At 66.4% G+C, this 18,132-nt stretch carries 17 protein-coding genes and 1 pseudogene; 8 read left to right on the top strand and 10 right to left on the bottom strand.

Annotated elements, in window-relative coordinates; all coding sequences use genetic code 11:
• Window position 1 precedes the first annotated feature (1 nt).
• The 4 genes from EET13_RS01845 to EET13_RS01860 all read left to right on the top strand — a co-directional run bounded on the left by EET13_RS01845 (window position 2) and on the right by EET13_RS01860 (window position 4,072).
• A complete protein-coding gene (locus EET13_RS01845) occupies window positions 2–526 on the top strand; it encodes a hypothetical protein (RefSeq protein ID WP_122440687.1) in 525 nt (174 codons plus the stop codon).
• 77 nt (window positions 527–603) lie between these two features.
• Window positions 604–1,785: an alpha/beta hydrolase gene (locus tag EET13_RS01850; protein ID WP_244603724.1), complete on the top strand. Its 1,182-nt coding sequence runs from the start codon at window positions 604–606 to the stop codon at window positions 1,783–1,785.
• A 52-nt stretch (window positions 1,786–1,837) separates the two neighbouring features.
• A complete protein-coding gene (locus tag EET13_RS01855; protein ID WP_122440689.1) occupies window positions 1,838–3,247 on the top strand; it encodes a WS/DGAT/MGAT family O-acyltransferase in 1,410 nt (469 codons plus the stop codon).
• 42 nt (window positions 3,248–3,289) lie between these two features.
• Complete coding sequence (locus tag EET13_RS01860) at window positions 3,290–4,072, top strand: crotonase/enoyl-CoA hydratase family protein (protein WP_122440690.1); 783 nt, start codon at window positions 3,290–3,292, stop codon at window positions 4,070–4,072.
• Window positions 4,073–4,093: 21 nt separating this feature from the next.
• Here EET13_RS01860 and EET13_RS01865 read toward each other — a convergent pair whose 3' ends face one another.
• On the bottom strand, window positions 4,094–4,693 hold the full coding sequence (locus EET13_RS01865; protein WP_122440709.1) for a TetR/AcrR family transcriptional regulator: 600 nt from the start codon (window positions 4,691–4,693) through the stop codon (window positions 4,094–4,096).
• An 80-nt stretch (window positions 4,694–4,773) separates the two neighbouring features.
• Between EET13_RS01865 and EET13_RS01870 the strand changes: the two genes are divergently transcribed.
• From EET13_RS01870 to EET13_RS01880, 3 genes are all read left to right on the top strand, one after another.
• On the top strand, window positions 4,774–5,301 hold the full coding sequence (locus EET13_RS01870) for a methyltransferase family protein (protein ID WP_122440691.1): 528 nt from the start codon (window positions 4,774–4,776) through the stop codon (window positions 5,299–5,301).
• 132 nt (window positions 5,302–5,433) lie between these two features.
• Window positions 5,434–6,921: a class I adenylate-forming enzyme family protein gene (locus EET13_RS01875; RefSeq protein ID WP_122440692.1), complete on the top strand. Its 1,488-nt coding sequence runs from the start codon at window positions 5,434–5,436 to the stop codon at window positions 6,919–6,921.
• Window positions 6,918–7,214 (top strand): hypothetical protein, encoded by a 297-nt coding sequence (locus tag EET13_RS01880; protein WP_122440693.1) that lies wholly within the window; start codon window positions 6,918–6,920, stop codon window positions 7,212–7,214. The genes EET13_RS01875 and EET13_RS01880 overlap by 4 nt, the downstream gene beginning before the upstream one ends.
• Window positions 7,215–7,225: 11 nt before the next feature.
• On the opposite strand, the pseudogene EET13_RS32220 reads toward EET13_RS01880, so the two are convergent.
• Both EET13_RS32220 and EET13_RS01890 read right to left on the bottom strand, forming a co-directional pair.
• Window positions 7,226–8,548, bottom strand: a pseudogene (locus EET13_RS32220) (PE family protein); the annotation flags it as partial.
• A gap of 133 nt (window positions 8,549–8,681) precedes the next feature.
• A complete protein-coding gene (locus EET13_RS01890) occupies window positions 8,682–9,332 on the bottom strand; it encodes a TetR/AcrR family transcriptional regulator (RefSeq protein WP_122440695.1) in 651 nt (216 codons plus the stop codon).
• A 304-nt stretch (window positions 9,333–9,636) separates the two neighbouring features.
• On the opposite strand from EET13_RS01890, the gene EET13_RS01895 reads away from it, so the two are divergent.
• Entirely contained in the window at window positions 9,637–10,449 is an 813-nt protein-coding gene (locus tag EET13_RS01895; protein WP_122440696.1) for a crotonase/enoyl-CoA hydratase family protein, read from the top strand.
• A gap of 138 nt (window positions 10,450–10,587) precedes the next feature.
• Here EET13_RS01895 and EET13_RS01900 read toward each other — a convergent pair whose 3' ends face one another.
• The 7 genes from EET13_RS01900 to EET13_RS30810 form a co-directional block, all read right to left on the bottom strand.
• Complete coding sequence (locus EET13_RS01900) at window positions 10,588–11,805, bottom strand: PPE family protein (protein WP_122440697.1); 1,218 nt, start codon at window positions 11,803–11,805, stop codon at window positions 10,588–10,590.
• A 60-nt stretch (window positions 11,806–11,865) separates the two neighbouring features.
• Window positions 11,866–13,080: a PPE family protein gene (locus EET13_RS01905; RefSeq protein ID WP_122440698.1), complete on the bottom strand. Its 1,215-nt coding sequence runs from the start codon at window positions 13,078–13,080 to the stop codon at window positions 11,866–11,868.
• A 25-nt stretch (window positions 13,081–13,105) separates the two neighbouring features.
• The gene (locus tag EET13_RS01910) at window positions 13,106–13,405 is read right to left on the bottom strand and encodes a PE family protein (protein WP_122440699.1); all 300 of its coding nucleotides are present in this window, start codon (window positions 13,403–13,405) and stop codon (window positions 13,106–13,108) included.
• Between the two features lie 657 nt (window positions 13,406–14,062).
• Complete coding sequence (locus EET13_RS01920; protein ID WP_122440697.1) at window positions 14,063–15,280, bottom strand: PPE family protein; 1,218 nt, start codon at window positions 15,278–15,280, stop codon at window positions 14,063–14,065.
• 60 nt (window positions 15,281–15,340) lie between these two features.
• Window positions 15,341–16,555: a PPE family protein gene (locus EET13_RS01925; RefSeq protein WP_122440698.1), complete on the bottom strand. Its 1,215-nt coding sequence runs from the start codon at window positions 16,553–16,555 to the stop codon at window positions 15,341–15,343.
• Between the two features lie 25 nt (window positions 16,556–16,580).
• Window positions 16,581–16,880, bottom strand: a complete 300-nt coding sequence (locus tag EET13_RS01930; RefSeq protein ID WP_122440699.1) for a PE family protein — start codon at window positions 16,878–16,880, stop codon at window positions 16,581–16,583.
• 987 nt (window positions 16,881–17,867) lie between these two features.
• Window positions 17,868–18,132: hypothetical protein (locus EET13_RS30810; RefSeq protein ID WP_136623078.1), on the bottom strand; the 265-nt coding region annotated here is incomplete at its 5' end.

Genomic DNA, 18,132 nt, shown 5'->3' on the forward strand with positions numbered 1-18,132 from the left:
GATGTTAAGAGCCGCAAAACGTTTCGGCCGCTACTACGGCGCGCATCCGCTGCACCTGCTGACCATGCTGTCGGGCTTCGCGTTGCTGGGCTATCTCCTGGCCACCTTCAAACCCGCGACGTTGTGGAACCCGGACACCTGGTGGCAGTCGATCGCCGTCTGGTTCGCCGCCGCCGTGATCGCCCACGACCTGGTGCTCTTTCCCCTGTACGCGCTGGCCGACCGCGTCGCGTCACGCGGGCTTCGGCGGGTGCCGGGCGGCGATCACCCAGAAATCAGCGCGCGCAACCACATTCGCATACCGGTGCTGGGTGCGGGACTGACCCTGCTGATGTTCCTGCCCGGCATCATCGAACAGGGCGCACCGACCTACCTGGCGGCGACCGGGCAGACTCAGCAGCCGTTTCTGGGCAGGTGGTTGGCGCTCACGGCGGCGATGTTCGCCGCCAGCGCCATCGGCTACGCTGCCCGGCGTGCCGCGGCCCGCAGACGGAAACGTTTGCTCCAAATGACAGCTGCCGATTAATCGTGGTTGGCGCCACTCGGGCGGGGTACGCTCCCCCCATGACGGCGAGCGGCCCGACAATCCCGACAATCCCGACAATGATGTCCCAGGTCAAGTGGTTGTTACGGGCACGTCCGGGGGACTACCTGCTGGCACTGAGCGTCGCCGGGGCGTCGCTGCCGGTGGTGGGTAAGCACCTCGAGCCACTGGGCAGTGTCACCGCAATGAGCGTCTGGGGTGCCCGGCATGCACCAGAGTTCGTGTCCGCCAGGGCCAAGGACTGGCTCACCCCGGGGACCATTGGAGTCCGCCGCCGGGACCGCTCCGTTACCAACGAGGTTTCGGCCGCGGCGCTGCGCGGCATCGTGTCGGCCGCCGACCTGGAGCTCGAATGGCCGGCGCCGCAGCGCACCCCACCGGTCTGCGAAGCCCTGCGGCACCGTCGCTACCTGCACCGTCGGGGCGTCCATTACGGCAACAGCCCTGCGCAGTTGCTCGATGTATGGCGCCGCAACGAATTGCCCGCCCATCCCGCGCCGGTGCTGCTTTTCGTTCCGGGCGGCGCCTGGATCCACGGCAGTCGCAGCATACAGGGCTATGCCCTGCTGTCTCGGATGGCAGATCAGGGCTGGGTATGCCTGTCGATCGATTACCGCGTCGCCCCGCACCACCGCTGGCCGCGCCACGTCGAAGACGTCAAGGCCGCCATCGCGTGGGCGCGGGCCAACGTCGACAAATTCGGCGGGGACCGCGACTTCATCGCGATAGCCGGCTGCTCGGCCGGCGGGCACCTGTCCGCACTGGCCGGGCTCACCGCCAACGACCCCGGCTACCAGGGTGAGTTGCCGGACGGCTCTGACACCTCGGTCGACGCCGCGGTCGGGATCTACGGTCGCTACGACTGGCAGGACCGTTCCACGCCGGAACGCGTACGGTTCGTCGACTTCTTGGAGCGGGTCGTGGTCAAGCGCCGGATCACCCGCCACCCCCATGTGTTCCGCGACGCCTCGCCGATCGCCCGGGTGCACACCCATGCGCCCCCGTTCCTGGTCATCCACGGCAGCCGCGACGGTGTCATCCCGGTGGCGCAGGCGCGCAGCTTCGTCGACCGGCTTCGTGCGGTGTCCCGGTCGCTGGTGGCCTATGTGGAATTGCCGGGCGCCGGCCACGGCTTCGACCTGCTCGACGGCGCCCGCACCGGCCCCACCACGCACGCGATCTCGCTGTTCCTCAACCATGTTCACCGCACCCGGAAACAGTGCGCAAAAGAGGTCATCTAGGCACCGGCCGAGTGCGCCGGTTGTAGAGTCGCGCTATGACCAGGGGGCGGCGGTGAAACGGCTCAGCGGCTGGGACGCGGTACTGCTCTACAGCGAAACACCCAATGTGCACATGCACACCATCAAGGTCGCGGTGATCGAGCTGGACCCCGACAGCCGACCGTTCGGTATCGACGCGTTTCGCGAGGTCATCGGCGGGCGCATGGGCAAGCTGGAGCCGTTGGGCTATCAACTGATCGACATCCCGCTCAAGTTCCACCATCCGATGTGGCGTGAACATTGCGAGGTCGACCTCGACTACCACATCCGGCCCTGGAAGCTGCCGTCGCCGGGCGGCCGGCGCGAATTGGACGAGGCGATCGGTCAAATCGCCAGTACCCCGCTGGACCGCAGATATCCGCTGTGGGAGATGTATTTCGTTGAGGGGCTTGCCAATCACCGGGTGGCGGTGGTGGCCAAGATTCACCATGCACTGGCCGACGGCGTCGCCTCGGCCAACCTGATGGCACGCGGAATGGATCTGCTGCCGGGGCCCCAAGGCAACCCGTACGTGTCGGACCCGGCCCCCGGCAAGGGCGAACTGATGACTTCGGCGTTCGTCGACCACCTGCGGCACCTCGGGCGGGTCCCCGCGACCATGCGGTACACCGCGCAGGGTCTGGCCCGGGTGCGGCGCAGCGCACGCAAGTTTTCTCCGGAGTTGACCCGGCCGTTCACCCCGCCGCCGACCTTCATGAACCACAAGATCACCCCGGAGCGCCGGTTCGCCACCGCCACCCTGGCATTGGTCGACGTGAAGGAGGCGGGCAAGAAGCTCGGGGCCACCATCAATGACATGGTGCTGGCCATGTCCACCGGAGCATTGCGCAGCCTGCTGCTGCGCTACGACGGCAAGGCCGAACCACTGCTGGCCTCCGTCCCGGTGAGTTATGACTTCTCACCGGAGCGCATTTCGGGAAATCACTTCAGCGGCATGCTGGTGGCGCTGCCGACCGACTGCGACGACCCACTGGAAAGGGTGCAGGGTTGTCGTCAGAACGCGTTGTCCGCCAAGGAAAGTCACCAGCTGCTGGGTCCGGAACTGGTCAGTCGGTGGGCGGCCTACTTCCCTCCGGCCGGTGCCGAGGCGATGTTCCGGTGGATGTCCGGCCGCGACGGGCAGAACAAGATCCTGAATTTGAATATCTCGAACGTTCCTGGCCCGCGCGAACGCGGCAGGGTGGGCGGTGCGTTGGTGACCGAGATCTACTCGGTGGGCCCGTTGACCGCGGGCAGCGGACTGAACATCACCGTGTGGAGCTATGTCGACCAGCTCAACGTCTCGGTGCTCACCGATGGTGCCACCCTCAAGGACCCGCATGAGGTGACCGAGGCCATAATCGCTGCCTTCGTTGAGATACGAAGGGCGGCTGGGCTTTCCAAAGAACTGACCGTTGTCGAGCTGGCGCTGGCCCAAGCGTGATGGCTACAGCGCGAACCACTTTCGAAGGAGTTGCGAACCACTGTGAGTGAAGAATCCGGCATCACCGAACCCGAGGTCCTTGTCGAACAACGTGATCGGATCCTGATCATCACGATCAACCGGCCCAAGGCCAAGAACGCGGTCAACGCCGCGGTCAGCCGGGGCCTGGCCGACGCGATGGACCGGCTGGACTCCGACGCCGGCCTTTCGGTGGGCATCCTCACCGGCGCGGGCGGTTCGTTCTGTGCGGGAATGGATCTCAAGGCGTTCGCCCGCGGCGAGAACGTCGTCGTGGCAGGCCGCGGCCTGGGCTTTACCGAACGTCCACCCGCCAAGCCGCTCATCGCGGCGGTGGAGGGGTACGCCCTGGCCGGGGGGACCGAGCTGGCGCTGGCCACCGATCTGATTGTGGCCGCCCGGGATTCGGCGTTCGGCATTCCGGAGGTCAAACGTGGTCTGGTTGCCGGTGGCGGGGGGTTGCTGCGGCTGCCCGAGCGGATTCCCTACGCGATCGCCATGGAGCTGGCGCTCACTGGAGACAACCTGCCCGCCGAACGCGCCCACGCGCTGGGTCTGGTCAACGTCTTGGCCGAGCCGGGCGAGGCGCTCCAGGCAGCTATTGCCCTGGCCGAGAAGATCACCGCCAACGGGCCACTCGCGGTGGCCGCCACCAAGCGGATCATCACCGAATCGCGCGGGTGGAGCCTGGAAAACCGGTTCGCCGAGCAGCTGAAGATCTTCGGTCCGGTGTTCATGTCCAACGACGCCAGGGAGGGCGCGATCGCGTTCGCCGAGAAGCGCCCGCCGCGATGGACCGGCACCTGAGTTTGCGGCTGCTCGCGGAACTTACGGGCCCGGTGCGGTCAGGTAGCGCTGCACGGTCGGTCCCAGCCAGGCGACCAGTTCGTCGACGCCGGTCGACGCGATCGGTTCGATCTTCAGTTGGTACCGCGCGAACGCCAGCCCCGCCAGGTGGCTGGCTACCAACTCGGCCCGCAACTGCGCATCGGTGACCCCGAACTCGGCCGTGAGCCGCTCGGCGATCGGCCCGGCGAGGCTGTCGTGCAAGATCTTTCGGGCCTGGGGCTGGACCGCGGCCGAACGCCACAGCGTCAGCAACGGCTCGAACTCCGCACCTTCGTCCCAGTGCTCGAGAAAACGGCGTACCAGCCGCGGGCCGATCCCGCTGATCCCCTCGTCCAGCAGAGTGGCCAGCTGGTGCAGTGGGTGCTCGGGACCGGTGAGCGCCGAAGCGGTGAACAGCCCTTCCTTGTTAGCGAAGAAGTAGTACACCATCGCGACGTCCACCCCGGCGTCGGCGGCTATCGACCGGACGGTGGCCCGTTCGTAACCCTCACGCATGAAACGTTCGCGCGCAGCGGCAATGATGCGCTGCTTGTTCTGCTGACCGGTGCGCCACCGGCCGCTGCGCCGGGCTTCTGCCATGCCGGCGAGCATACTTCAACATCCGTTGATGATCGCGAAGGGACGGCGTACGCTAAATCTTGAACGGAGGTTGAAGTATCATGACGACTACGCACACAAGGAATCTCTGGTGGCGGCACCTGATTTCGTTCCTCATCGCTCCGGTGACCATGACCCTGGTGATCCCGGCGCTGATCGTGATCGCGGCGGGCATACGGGCGCCGGATCTGCACTCGCCCATCACGATCGGGCTGGTGACGGTGGGTGCGCTGCTGATCGCGGTCGGCATCGGCCTGTTGGTCTGGACGGTAGCGCTGTTCGACCGGGTGGGCCACGGCACCCTCGGGGTGGGCAACACGCTCGGGGAGCCGGTGCAGCTGGTAGTGCGGGGCCCGTATCGGCAGGTGCGCAACCCGATGATCAGCGGCGTACTGGGCATCCTGCTCGGCGAGGCGGCTGTCACCGCATCAGGCTGGTTGCTGCTGTGGTTTGCGGTCTTCGTGGCGGTCCAACTGATCGCCATCCGATTCTGGGAAGAGCCGCATCTTCACCGGCGCTACGGCGCCGAATACGCCGAATACCGCCGCAACGTTCCACGCTGGATTCCGCGAATCTCGGCCTGGCGCTAGGGTATTGACGAGCCAATGGCATATCGGTGCGCCGGCTTGCGCCGCCACCCTTGCCGCCCTCGAACCCCGCCGCTTATGGGTTACACTAAGGGCAAGATTTGTAAAGGTCGGGGGATCGGAGAAGGGTCGAGGATGAGCGTTTCGCTGCTTCTCGAGATGGCCGCGTCGAGCAACCCCGACCGCACGGCCGTCGTCTCGGGAGATGTGCGGCTGACGACTCAGCAGCTCAGCGACCTCGCAGCTGGCGGCGCAGGTGTACTTGCGGCATCCCACGCCCGGCATGTGGTGTACCTCGGAACCGGCGGGGTGATGCTGCCGCTGCTGATCTTTGCCTCGGCGCAGGCCGGGCTGCCCTTCACGCCGATCAACTACCGGCTCTCGGCCGACGGCATCCAGACGCTGATCCACCGGCTGCCCGCTCCCGTGGTGATCGCCGATGATCGCTACCGAGCCATGCTCGCCGACACGCCGTCGATGAGTTCTGCGGCATTCCTGGCGCTGGCCGGCAGCGCCGATCCGGTGTCGGAATTTCCCGACCCGGACTCGGTGGCGATCGTGCTCTTCACCTCGGGAACCACGTCGGCGCCCAAGGCCGTCGAGCTCACCCACAACAACCTCACCAGCTACATCACGGGGACAGTCGAATTCGACTCGGCCGACACCGGAGACGCCGCTCTCATCTGTGTGCCGCCCTACCACATCGCCGGGGTCGGGGCGGCGCTGTCGAACCTCTACGCGGGCCGAAAGATGGTGTATCTGACCGAGTTTGACGCCCAGGAGTGGGTACGGCTGGCCAACGCCGAACAGGTCACCACCGCGACCGTGGTGCCCACCATGCTGGACCGCATCGTCTCGGTGCTGGAAACCGGCGAGCACAAGCTGCCTACCCTGCGCAACCTGGCCTACGGAGGCTCGAAGGTGGGTCTGCCGCTGATCCGCCGAGCCCTCGAACTGCTCCCGGACGTCGGCTTCGTCAACGCCTACGGCCTGACCGAGACCAGTTCGACGATCGCGGTCTTGACTCCCGACGACCACCGCAGCGCGCTCGCGGCGTCGGACGCCGTGCTCGGCCGGCGGCTGGGATCGGTCGGGCGGCCGGTGCCCGGCGTCGAGGTGCAGATCCGCGCCGAGGACGGCGCCGTCCTGGGTCCCGGCCACACCGGCGAGTTGTTCGTCCGCGGCGAGCAGGTGTCCGGACGTTACACCGGTATCGGTTCGGTGCTCGACGAGAACGGCTGGTTTGCCACGAAGGACATTGCGATGCTCGACCAGGACGGCTACCTGTTCATCGGCGGACGCAGCGACGACACCATCATCCGCGGCGGCGAGAACATCGCGCCCGCCGAGCTCGAAGAAGTGCTGATCGAACATCCGCAGGTGCGCGACGTCGCCGTGGTGGGCCTCGAGGATCCGCACTGGGGGCAGGCCATCGTCGCCGTGGTGGTGCCATCGGCGGGCGCCGACCCGGACCCGGAAGAATTGCGCGAATATGTACGTAAGAGTTTGCGCGGGTCGCGTACCCCGGACCGGGTAGTGTTTCGCCACGAGCTGCCAACGACCGCCACCGGCAAGGTACTCCGCCGGGAGATCATCGAAGAACTAGCAGGAACGACATCATGATCAAGAACGGAACCCGCCTCGCCAGCCAGGTCTGTGACACCCAGGTCATCGTCGTCAGAAGTGCGGACAGCCTCGACGACCTGCGCTGCGGTGGCGCACCGATGGTGGCGATCGGTGCCGAGCGCTCCGGCGAACTCGACCCGGCGTTCGCCGACGGCTCGGTGCTGGGTAAGCGCTACGTCGACGACAACGGCGCCGAGGTCCTGGTCACCAAACCGGGTGCGGGGTCGCTGAGCGTCGGGGACACCAAGCTGCACCTCAAAGAGGTTAAGCCGCTACCGGCCAGCGACTGAACATTCGTCTAACCGTGGGTGCCGGTCGCTCCGAACAGCAGACCGCCGCGGCCACCGTTGCCGCCGGGCTTGCCGATCGACCCGGTGCCGCCGTTACCGCCGTTGCCGATGAGCACCGCGCTGCCGCCGTCGCCGCCGTCAGCCCCGGTGAGGCCAGTTCCCGCAGTGCCGCCATTGCCGCCGTCGCCGTAAAACAGTCCGCCGCTGCCGCCGTGTCCGCCCGAGCCGGCTGCCCCAGTCACGCTCAGGCCGCCGTCCCCGCCGTCACCGCCGGCGCCGATCAGCCCCCCGGTGCCGCCCGCACCGCCGGCACCGGCATTGCCCGCGGCGGCAGCGCCACCCACTCCGCCCGGGCCCCCGGTGCCCCACAGTCGCGCGCCACCTCCGGCACCGCCGGTGCCGCCGTCGTCAAGAAGCACTCCGGCACCGCCGTCACCGCCGATCCCGCCGGGGCCGTAGAGCAGACCGCCGCTGCCGCCGGCGCCGCCCTGGCCACCGTGCACCGTGGTCAGGCCAGTCAGGGAAGTGCCGCCGAAACCTCCGGCCCCGCCGGTGCCGAACAGGCCGATGGCGTCGCCTCCGGTGCCGCCACCGCCGGCGACCCCGGTGGTGGCAAGGCCGCCCAGGCCACCCGCGCCACCATTGCCCCATAACAGGCCGCCGGTGCCGCCGGTTCCGCCGGTGCCGACGCTGGATCCGAGCTGAACCCCGCCCGCACCGCCGATACCGCCGTTGCCGATCAGCCCCGCGGACCCGCCGGCACCGCCGTTTTGTCCCGGCGCCCCGGAGCCGCCGTTGCCGCCATTGCCCCACAGAATTCCGCCCGGGCCACCGTCTTGGCCGCTCAGCGGCAACCCGTTGGCGCCGTCGCCGACCAGCGGCCGGCCGAAAAACGTCAGGGCGGGCGCGTTGATCAGACCAAGCAGGTCTTGCACCGGCGAAAATCCTTGCAAGGTAGCCAGATTCGGCGCCGACAGCAGACTTTCCAGGGAGGCCAGGCTGGGTATCGGCAATCCGGTGGCCAGCGTGAGCAGCGACTGCAGCGGCACCACGTTGGCGGCCTCGGTGCTGGCGTAGGAAGCCGCGCTCGCGGTCAGGGCCTGCGCGAATTGTCGGTGAAACGCCTCTGCCTGGGCACTGAAGCGTTGGTAATCCGTGCCGTAGCGGCCGAATAGTGCCGCGACGGCCGTCGAGACCTGGTCAGCGGCGGCGGCCGCCACCTCCATGGTCGGGGCGGCGGCGACCGCATCGGCCGCGCTGACGGCCGAAGCGATGTTGTCGAGATCGGCGGCCGCCGACATCATGAAGTCCGGTATTGCAAGGACGGTAGCCATGGCACCCCTCCGTCGGCGTCCACCAGACTGCGATCGCCGAGAGTGGTGGCCGCCGAGTTATTGGGGGCACTGAGAAGTCTATCGCGATTCCCCTGTCAGCAAACAGGGTCACGTCGGTCTCGGGCCGGTGCTGCTACTGGCCCGGCTGGCCGCGCGTGGTGTCGTGACTGCCGGAAGTATCGCTGCGCATGACGAATTCCCTTGCAGAAACCAGGAATTGGAGTTGGTCTCCGACGGTGCGCAACGGCTCGACGGTGCGTGTCGAGCGGCACAGCATGATGGCGCCTTCCAGCGCGGCGACGGAGGTCATCGCCAGCGACGCCGCGCCCGACTCGTCGAAACCGTCGGTCCGAAACGCCCTAGTCAACGCGCTGCACCAGCGGTTCAGGATGGCGCCGGCCTCCGCGGACAGCTCGAGTTCGTCGTCGGCCGAACCCAGCGCTGCCGCGGCCACGGGGCAGCCCGCGGTGAAGCCGCCCTCGGTGAGCAGGTGTTGCCAATAATCGACGAACTCGCGCAGCAGGACCCGGGCCCCCCGTTCCGCGGCGCCGTCGATCACGGCGGTGATCGAATCACCGGCGTAGCGAAGCGCCTCGGTCAGAATCTGATTTCGCCCGTCGGGAAAGTGGTGATACACCGAGCCGCGCGGGGCGCCGCTGCGCGCGAGCACCGAGTCGATGGTTACCCCGGCCGCGCCGCGTTCGCGCAGCACCTGCGCGGCGCTGATCAGCATCTTGTCCCGCGTGCCGCCGCGCTTCTTCGCGGTCATGCCGGGCGGCGTCATGCGGCGTGCGAGTGGCCGGGACGCGGCACCGGCCAGCGCAGATTGCGTGCGTGGAACCGAAGCGGTCGGCGTCGATCGGGCAATTCGCGGGTGAATCGGAAGCCGGCGATGTTGAGCTCGATGATCCACATGGTTACTCCCGGTGGAAGGTATTGCCTCAGGTACCGGATCGCCGGCGCCGATTATGTGAAACAGCATAATATATCCGCGTCTGTTCCGAAAGTGGCGTCATCGGGCCGCGATTGACCTCGAAACAGCGCTATGGTCTATTGCATAGCGCCTTATTCTGGGGTTCACTGAGCCGATGACCAGTGCTGCGCAATCCGCTCTGTCCGATCTCGCCACCGTGTCCCTCGAGCGCGACGGGCACGTCTTGCTGATCGGGCTGAACCGGCCACACAAACGCAATTCGTTCGACCGAGCGATGCTCGCCGACCTGTCCCGGGCGTGCGGGCTATTGGAATCCGACGACTCGCTGCGTGCCGGGGTGTTGTTCGCCCACGGCGACCACTTCACCGCTGGTCTCGATCTCGTCGACGTCGGTCCCGGCATCGCGGCCGGGGAGCTGACTTTCCCCGAGGGTGGCCGCGATCCCTGGCGCCTAGACGGCGACTGGACGACGCCGCTGGTCACCGTCGTACACGGTTGGTGCATGACGTTGGGCATTGAATTGCTGCTGGCCGCCGACATTCGCATTGCCGCGGCCGGCACCCGGTTCACCCAGCTGGAAGTGCAGCGCGGGATATACCCCTTCGGTGGGGCGACCATCCGGCTGCCTCGCGACGCCGGCTGGGGCAATGCCATGCGCTGGTTGCTCACCGGAGAAGAGTTCGACGCAGCCGAGGCGCACCGGATCGGCCTGGTCCAGGAGGTTGCGCCCGACGCTGCGGCGGCGTTGGCCCGGGCGAGGGAGATCGCGCGCACCATCGCTGATCGCGCGGCGCCGCTGGGTGTTCGGGCGACGCTTGCCTCTGCACACCTGGCCCGCCGGCAGGGCGAGTCGGCGGCCATCGAACGCCTGCGCCCCGACGTCGCGGCACTGTTTGCCAGCGAAGACGCCGCCGAGGGCGTCCGGTCTTTTGTCGAGCGTCGGCAGGCTCGCTTCCAGGGCCGCTAGCACCGAACGCGCCGGACGCGTCGAACGTGAAGCCAATGCGGAATCGGCGCCCTTGAAGTCAAGTGTGCAGTGCAATATCGGTGGTTTAGGCGGCGTGGTTGAGTAGCGCGGCGAGGCGCTGGGCTGGTGCGTTGTCTGTTAGCCGGCTGCTGGTGGTTTGGTCATGAAGGTGAGTCGGAATCCGTAGGAGGGGAGTTTTCGGCCTCTGCCGCTGTTGACGAATTGTCCGAAGGGTGGGGCGACTGGGGTGCCGTTGGCGGCGGCTGGTGTGGTGGCGGGAATCGTGGTGGCGTTGGTGAGTGCTGCGACCGTCGGATTGGTTGTGCCGGGAGCTGTGGTCCAGCTTGCGGGTACGGACAGTCCGCCGAGCGGAATTGCTTTGCCCAGGCTTGCGGCCACGCCGCCGATGCCGCCCCCGACGTTGGCCGCGAGATTGGACCCGGCACTGGCCGCGGCAGACGCTGCGGCCTCGGCCGCCTGCGCCGCCTGCTGGGCCGCCTGAGCAGCGCTGCCTAGATCGTTGGCAAGACTGCCGAGCTTGGCAAAGCCGGCGGTTTCGTCACCAAGGAAGAGCGTGTCTTGAAACCCGAATGCCACCGAGTTCATGTAGGGGGAGAGGTATTTGCTGTAGAGGGGGACGATGTCGTCGAAGGGGGTGTTGGCGATGATCCATTGGTCGATGGCTGTGCCGTTGATCGGCGACGATAGTGTTTGCAGCACGCCGGAAACGCGGGCGTCGACTTGTGAGAGCGTTTGCATGATGTTGGTGTAGGTGTTGCTGGTTTGGGATTTGAGGGCTGTGGTGGCTTGGTTGGTCAGCCCGTGGGGGTCTACGACTTCGGCGGGTTCGGGTAGTTCGGTGAGTTGGGTGGCTGTTGCGGAGTTGGCGGCGTAGGTGTACATCGCTGCGGCGTCTTGTGCCCAGAATTCCAGGTAGAGGGCTTCGGTGGCGGCGATGGTGGGGGTGTTTTGGCCGAAGAAGTTGGTGGCGATCAAAGCTGCTAGCAATGCGCGGTTGGCCGCGATCACCGGCGGTGGAACCGTCGCGGCGAATGCTGTTTCGTAGGCGGCCGCTGCTGCGAGCGCGTGGGTTGCGGCTTGTGCGGCTTGCTCGGCGCTGCTGTCGAGCCAGATGATGAATGGACTGACCGCCGTAAGTGCGGCCGCCGAGGCGGGCCCTTGCCAGGGACCGCTGGTCAGTTCGGAGATGACCGAGCGATGACCTGTTGCGGCGGTCTGCACGTCAGCGGCCAGTCCGGCCCATGCTGTTGCTGCGGCCAGCATCGGACCTACCCCCGGCCCGGTGTAGATGCGCCCGGAGTTGACCTCGGGCGGCAACAACCCGTAATCGACCATCGCCTGTTTATCCCTTGATGCCTGGTGATCGCTGAGTCAGCCGCTGCGCTGATCCGGCCGCTAACCGGCGGCCGGGGGTTTGGCGATGACGGAGGGTTTGAACCCGTATATCGGCTGGTTGCGGCCGAAGCCGCCGCCGTTGACGAACTGGCCCAGCGGCGGTGCCATGGGAAAGCTGTTGGTGCCTGTCTCGAGGCTGGCCGACACCGCGCCGGCGATTCCGGGATTGGTGGTGGCCTGCCAGGGGACCCAACTGGCCGGTGCCGACAAGCCGCCGATGCCCACCGATTTACCCAGACCCGCGGCCACTCCACCGGCGCTGGCCCCGAGGTTGCCCGCGGCTTGCCCGGCGCCGCTGGCGGCCGCGCCGGCTGCTGATGCGGCGCCTTCGGCGGCTTTGGCCGCGGCCGGGGCAGCAGCTGCAGGCTTAAACAGCGTGTTGGCCAGGTTGCCGATGCCCGACCAGCCGCTGGTGTTTTGGCCGATGGTCTGCGTCGACTGGATCATGGCCGCCATTGAGTTCATGTAGGGCGAGAGGTATTTGCTGTAGAGCGGGACGATGTCGTCAAGCGGGGTGTTGGCCACAAGCCAGGCGTCCATCGCCGGACCGTTGATCGGTGACGACAGCGTTTTGAGCATGTCGCTGATCCGTGCGCCCCATGGGTCCATGACGTTTCTCACGTTGGTCATGACGGCTTGATGCTGAGCCTTAAAGACCGCGACGGCCTGGTCGGCCAACCCGCCGGGGTCCACCACTGCGGCCGGTTGCGGCAAATCGGGCATCTGGGTGGCTGCGGCGGCGTTGCTGGCATAGGTGTACATCGCGCTGGAATCTTGAGCCCAGAATTCGGCGTACTGGGCCTCGGTGGTTCCGATGGCCGGGGTGTTTTGGCCCAACAGGTTGGTCGTGACCAGCTGCGCTAGCAGCGCGCGGTTGGCCGCGATCACCGGCGGGGGGACGCTGGCCAGGCGCGCGGTCTCGTAGGCGGTTGCGGCCACGCTGGCCTGGCTGGCCGACTGGGCGGCCTGCTCGGCGCTGATGTCTAGCCAGGTGATGAACGGGCTGACCGCCGCAAGCAGCTTCACCGCCGCCGGCCCCAGCCACGGGCCGGCGGTCAGCGCATCAATCACCGACCGATGACCCGCCACTGCGGCCTGCAGCTCGGAGGTCAGCCCGCTCCATGCCGCCGCTGCACTGACCAAAGAGCTGGCACCGGGGCCAGCATAGATCCGCGCCGAGTTGATCTCGGGCGGCAACGATCCGTAGTCCACCATCACAAGCCCCTGATCCCCAGGCCGCTCAATGCGCCGCGACCGCGTTGGCCGCTTCGGTCTCGGCGTAGGAACCCGCACTGGTGGCCAACGCCGCCGTCAACGCCGCTTGGATCTGCGCTGCCCGCGCGTGCAACTCCTGGAACCGGGCGCCGTGGGAAGCAAACTGCGCCGCCGTCAAGATCGACACTTCGTCGACAGCGGCGGGAACCACCCCGGTGGTGGGGCCCGCCGCCGCGGCGTTGCCGGCGTTCAACGCCGCACCAATGGACGCCAGATTGGCGGCCGCGGCCGCTAGGTGTTCTGGATACGTACGGACGAACGACATGAGGTGCCTCCCACCAAGTTGTCAGTGTGTCGACCCAGACCCTGTGCGCATGCTGTGTATGTGCTGCCTACATGCTGTTCACATATTGTCTATGCAATTGTTGTGTGTTGCACTTGCGTCTAAGCCCTGCCTAGGCCGAGATACTTATCGGCTTATCCAACGGTTGAAAGTGGCTGACGCCACCCGATTAACCCTGATCACGGCGTTTCCTCAAAATCACCACGATTTTTGCTGTGGTTTTCGCTTTCACCAGGCGGTTGGGGTCTTGAAGGGTTGCTCTCGGGTTGCTCGACGGTTCGGCGGCTAAGCTGCTGCCGCGTCTGAGCCGGGCCGCAGATTCTACGAGCCTGATTCGTTGGCCATGGCGTATCTGGCCGGCGACCTTATCTCGTCGTCGGCGAATGCCGTGGGTGGGACGACATAGTCCTTGTATTCGGAGTCCTTTTCAAAGTATTCGGAATGGCTGCCGCCAATCGCGGCGACCGACTCGTCATGGAGCAGTAGATCCCGGACGCACCGGTGCGCCCGTCGTGGGCAGCATGTCGATGCAGACATCAAAAGCTAACGATGGCACATCAGTTCGGTCATTGGCAGCAACGCAAGGCGCTCTGGCGGCCGCACTGGACCCGGTGCAGTGAGCGGCTGGTGCGTTGTCTGTTAGCCGGCTGCTGGTGGTTTGGTCATGAAGGTGAGTCGGAATCCGTAGGAGGGGAGTTTTCGGCCTCTGCCGCTGTTGACGAATTGTCCGAAGGGTGGGGCGACTGGGGTGCCGTTGGCGGCGGCTGGTGTGGTGGCGGGAATCGTGGTGGCGTTGGTGAGTGCTGCGACCGTCGGATTGGTTGTGCCGGGAGCTGTGGTCCAGCTTGCGGGTACGGACAGTCCGCCGAGCGGAATTGCTTTGCCCAGGCTTGCGGCCACGCCGCCGATGCCGCCCCCGACGTTGGCCGCGAGATTGGACCCGGCACTGGCCGCGGCAGACGCTGCGGCCTCGGCCGCCTGCGCCGCCTGCTGGGCCGCCTGAGCAGCGCTGCCTAGATCGTTGGCAAGACTGCCGAGCTTGGCAAAGCCGGCGGTTTCGTCACCAAGGAAGAGCGTGTCTTGAAACCCGAATGCCACCGAGTTCATGTAGGGGGAGAGGTATTTGCTGTAGAGGGGGACGATGTCGTCGAAGGGGGTGTTGGCGATGATCCATTGGTCGATGGCTGTGCCGTTGATCGGCGACGATAGTGTTTGCAGCACGCCGGAAACGCGGGCGTCGACTTGTGAGAGCGTTTGCATGATGTTGGTGTAGGTGTTGCTGGTTTGGGATTTGAGGGCTGTGGTGGCTTGGTTGGTCAGCCCGTGGGGGTCTACGACTTCGGCGGGTTCGGGTAGTTCGGTGAGTTGGGTGGCTGTTGCGGAGTTGGCGGCGTAGGTGTACATCGCTGCGGCGTCTTGTGCCCAGAATTCCAGGTAGAGGGCTTCGGTGGCGGCGATGGTGGGGGTGTTTTGGCCGAAGAAGTTGGTGGCGATCAAAGCTGCTAGCAATGCGCGGTTGGCCGCGATCACCGGCGGTGGAACCGTCGCGGCGAATGCTGTTTCGTAGGCGGCCGCTGCTGCGAGCGCGTGGGTTGCGGCTTGTGCGGCTTGCTCGGCGCTGCTGTCGAGCCAGATGATGAATGGACTGACCGCCGTAAGTGCGGCCGCCGAGGCGGGCCCTTGCCAGGGACCGCTGGTCAGTTCGGAGATGACCGAGCGATGACCTGTTGCGGCGGTCTGCACGTCAGCGGCCAGTCCGGCCCATGCTGTTGCTGCGGCCAGCATCGGACCTACCCCCGGCCCGGTGTAGATGCGCCCGGAGTTGACCTCGGGCGGCAACAACCCGTAATCGACCATCGCCTGTTTATCCCTTGATGCCTGGTGATCGCTGAGTCAGCCGCTGCGCTGATCCGGCCGCTAACCGGCGGCCGGGGGTTTGGCGATGACGGAGGGTTTGAACCCGTATATCGGCTGGTTGCGGCCGAAGCCGCCGCCGTTGACGAACTGGCCCAGCGGCGGTGCCATGGGAAAGCTGTTGGTGCCTGTCTCGAGGCTGGCCGACACCGCGCCGGCGATTCCGGGATTGGTGGTGGCCTGCCAGGGGACCCAACTGGCCGGTGCCGACAAGCCGCCGATGCCCACCGATTTACCCAGACCCGCGGCCACTCCACCGGCGCTGGCCCCGAGGTTGCCCGCGGCTTGCCCGGCGCCGCTGGCGGCCGCGCCGGCTGCTGATGCGGCGCCTTCGGCGGCTTTGGCCGCGGCCGGGGCAGCAGCTGCAGGCTTAAACAGCGTGTTGGCCAGGTTGCCGATGCCCGACCAGCCGCTGGTGTTTTGGCCGATGGTCTGCGTCGACTGGATCATGGCCGCCATTGAGTTCATGTAGGGCGAGAGGTATTTGCTGTAGAGCGGGACGATGTCGTCAAGCGGGGTGTTGGCCACAAGCCAGGCGTCCATCGCCGGACCGTTGATCGGTGACGACAGCGTTTTGAGCATGTCGCTGATCCGTGCGCCCCATGGGTCCATGACGTTTCTCACGTTGGTCATGACGGCTTGATGCTGAGCCTTAAAGACCGCGACGGCCTGGTCGGCCAACCCGCCGGGGTCCACCACTGCGGCCGGTTGCGGCAAATCGGGCATCTGGGTGGCTGCGGCGGCGTTGCTGGCATAGGTGTACATCGCGCTGGAATCTTGAGCCCAGAATTCGGCGTACTGGGCCTCGGTGGTTCCGATGGCCGGGGTGTTTTGGCCCAACAGGTTGGTCGTGACCAGCTGCGCTAGCAGCGCGCGGTTGGCCGCGATCACCGGCGGGGGGACGCTGGCCAGGCGCGCGGTCTCGTAGGCGGTTGCGGCCACGCTGGCCTGGCTGGCCGACTGGGCGGCCTGCTCGGCGCTGATGTCTAGCCAGGTGATGAACGGGCTGACCGCCGCAAGCAGCTTCACCGCCGCCGGCCCCAGCCACGGGCCGGCGGTCAGCGCATCAATCACCGACCGATGACCCGCCACTGCGGCCTGCAGCTCGGAGGTCAGCCCGCTCCATGCCGCCGCTGCACTGACCAAAGAGCTGGCACCGGGGCCAGCATAGATCCGCGCCGAGTTGATCTCGGGCGGCAACGATCCGTAGTCCACCATCACAAGCCCCTGATCCCCAGGCCGCTCAATGCGCCGCGACCGCGTTGGCCGCTTCGGTCTCGGCGTAGGAACCCGCACTGGTGGCCAACGCCGCCGTCAACGCCGCTTGGATCTGCGCTGCCCGCGCGTGCAACTCCTGGAACCGGGCGCCGTGGGAAGCAAACTGCGCCGCCGTCAAGATCGACACTTCGTCGACAGCGGCGGGAACCACCCCGGTGGTGGGGCCCGCCGCCGCGGCGTTGCCGGCGTTCAACGCCGCACCAATGGACGCCAGATTGGCGGCCGCGGCCGCTAGGTGTTCTGGATACGTACGGACGAACGACATGAGGTGCCTCCCACCAAGTTGTCAGTGTGTCGACCCAGACCCTGTGCGCATGCTGTGTATGTGCTGCCTACATGCTGTTCACATATTGTCTATGCAATTGTTGTGTGTTGCACTTGCGTCTAAGCCCTGCCTAGGCCGAGATACTTATCGGCTTATCCAACGGTTGAAAGTGGCTGACGCCACCCGATTAACCCTGATCACGGCGTTCCGTTAAAATCACGGCGATTTTTACTCATGCCTGCTTCATATCTTTTGTGAGCTTCCTATGAAGCTTCTATGGACAGCGCGATTGGCGTCATTGCGCTGCCCGCGGTCGGGGCGCCCGCTGATCCGTTTCCACTCTGGGTGACGAACCTCCGCGCCGCTCATCGGCTCGGTCTTGGCTGCGGCCTGATAAAACCCATGGTTACCTGCATGTTCGGACGCTTAGCGGATGCCGGATGTCTCGGGAGATTCGGCGCGCCGGTCGCGGTCGAGGGCCGATCACGCCGCTCATGCGGCCAAGTGACTGGCTCCCGGGCGCACGGCCTGGGCGCTGCCGCGGTCGCGGCACTTACCGCAATCGCGCGTGTTCTGACGGCTGCGCGGGGATTGTAGACTACTGGGACCGAGCCTCGCCAAATTAAAAGTTACGAGCAAGTGTACGGTTATGGTGCAGCAGACCAATTAAGAATGAATGCTTTCTGCTGCTGTCGCCTACATTTTTAGGCCCGCGCCGACCGCGAGTGTGACAAATCGCTTTCGGGCTCACAAAAAACTTGCGGCCAAGCTGCCGTCGCGCCTGGACCAGCCCGCGGGTGCTGCCTCTCCAGCTTCCACTGGAGGCGTATCCGTCGGCGGCCTTCCCGCAGGGCACCCGACGTGACAATGCTCGGGGCGGCTACCGCCGTTTCGAGATGCTCACGGGGTCGCGGCCCGGCCCGCTTCCGTCCACTGTTAGCGGCGACGCGCCGAACGTGAACTCAGCTCGACATCGCGGCCTTGAAGTCAAGTGTTCAGTGCGACATCGGTGGTTGAGGCGGGGTGGTTGAGTAGCGCGGCGAGGCGCTGGGCGGGTGTGTCGAGGCCCAGGGTGGGTCGGGGTCGTTGGTTGAGGGTGTCTTGGATGCGCTTGAGGTCGGCCTTTGTCGCTTGCCAGGGTGATGGGACCACCTGATTGCCAGGGGGATGGGACCACCGTGGCGCGTTATTGAGGATGGTCGTTGGGATGGTCGGGGTCAAGTTGGCCGGGTCGGGTGCGTTGGCGGTAGGA

Origin of the sequence: Mycobacterium attenuatum, assembly GCF_900566085.1 — a bacterium.
Lineage (GTDB): Bacteria > Actinomycetota > Actinomycetes > Mycobacteriales > Mycobacteriaceae > Mycobacterium > Mycobacterium attenuatum.

Excerpts from the sequence above, each read along its gene's own strand:
- EET13_RS01845 (WP_122440687.1), top strand. The coding sequence starts at position 2 with ATGTTAAGAGCCGCAAAACGTTTCGGCCGCTACTACGGCGCGCATCCG.
- EET13_RS01850 (WP_244603724.1), top strand. The coding sequence starts at position 604 with ATGATGTCCCAGGTCAAGTGGTTGTTACGGGCACGTCCGGGGGACTAC.
- EET13_RS01865 (WP_122440709.1), bottom strand. The coding sequence starts at position 4,693 with ATGGCAGAAGCCCGGCGCAGCGGCCGGTGGCGCACCGGTCAGCAGAAC.
- EET13_RS01870 (WP_122440691.1), top strand. The coding sequence starts at position 4,774 with ATGACGACTACGCACACAAGGAATCTCTGGTGGCGGCACCTGATTTCG.
- EET13_RS01875 (WP_122440692.1), top strand. The coding sequence starts at position 5,434 with ATGAGCGTTTCGCTGCTTCTCGAGATGGCCGCGTCGAGCAACCCCGAC.
- EET13_RS01880 (WP_122440693.1), top strand. The coding sequence starts at position 6,918 with ATGATCAAGAACGGAACCCGCCTCGCCAGCCAGGTCTGTGACACCCAG.
- EET13_RS01890 (WP_122440695.1), bottom strand. The coding sequence starts at position 9,332 with ATGACGCCGCCCGGCATGACCGCGAAGAAGCGCGGCGGCACGCGGGAC.
- EET13_RS01895 (WP_122440696.1), top strand. The coding sequence starts at position 9,637 with ATGACCAGTGCTGCGCAATCCGCTCTGTCCGATCTCGCCACCGTGTCC.
- EET13_RS01900 (WP_122440697.1), bottom strand. The coding sequence starts at position 11,805 with ATGGTCGATTACGGGTTGTTGCCGCCCGAGGTCAACTCCGGGCGCATC.
- EET13_RS01905 (WP_122440698.1), bottom strand. The coding sequence starts at position 13,080 with ATGGTGGACTACGGATCGTTGCCGCCCGAGATCAACTCGGCGCGGATC.
- EET13_RS01910 (WP_122440699.1), bottom strand. The coding sequence starts at position 13,405 with ATGTCGTTCGTCCGTACGTATCCAGAACACCTAGCGGCCGCGGCCGCC.
- EET13_RS01920 (WP_122440697.1), bottom strand. The coding sequence starts at position 15,280 with ATGGTCGATTACGGGTTGTTGCCGCCCGAGGTCAACTCCGGGCGCATC.
- EET13_RS01925 (WP_122440698.1), bottom strand. The coding sequence starts at position 16,555 with ATGGTGGACTACGGATCGTTGCCGCCCGAGATCAACTCGGCGCGGATC.
- EET13_RS01930 (WP_122440699.1), bottom strand. The coding sequence starts at position 16,880 with ATGTCGTTCGTCCGTACGTATCCAGAACACCTAGCGGCCGCGGCCGCC.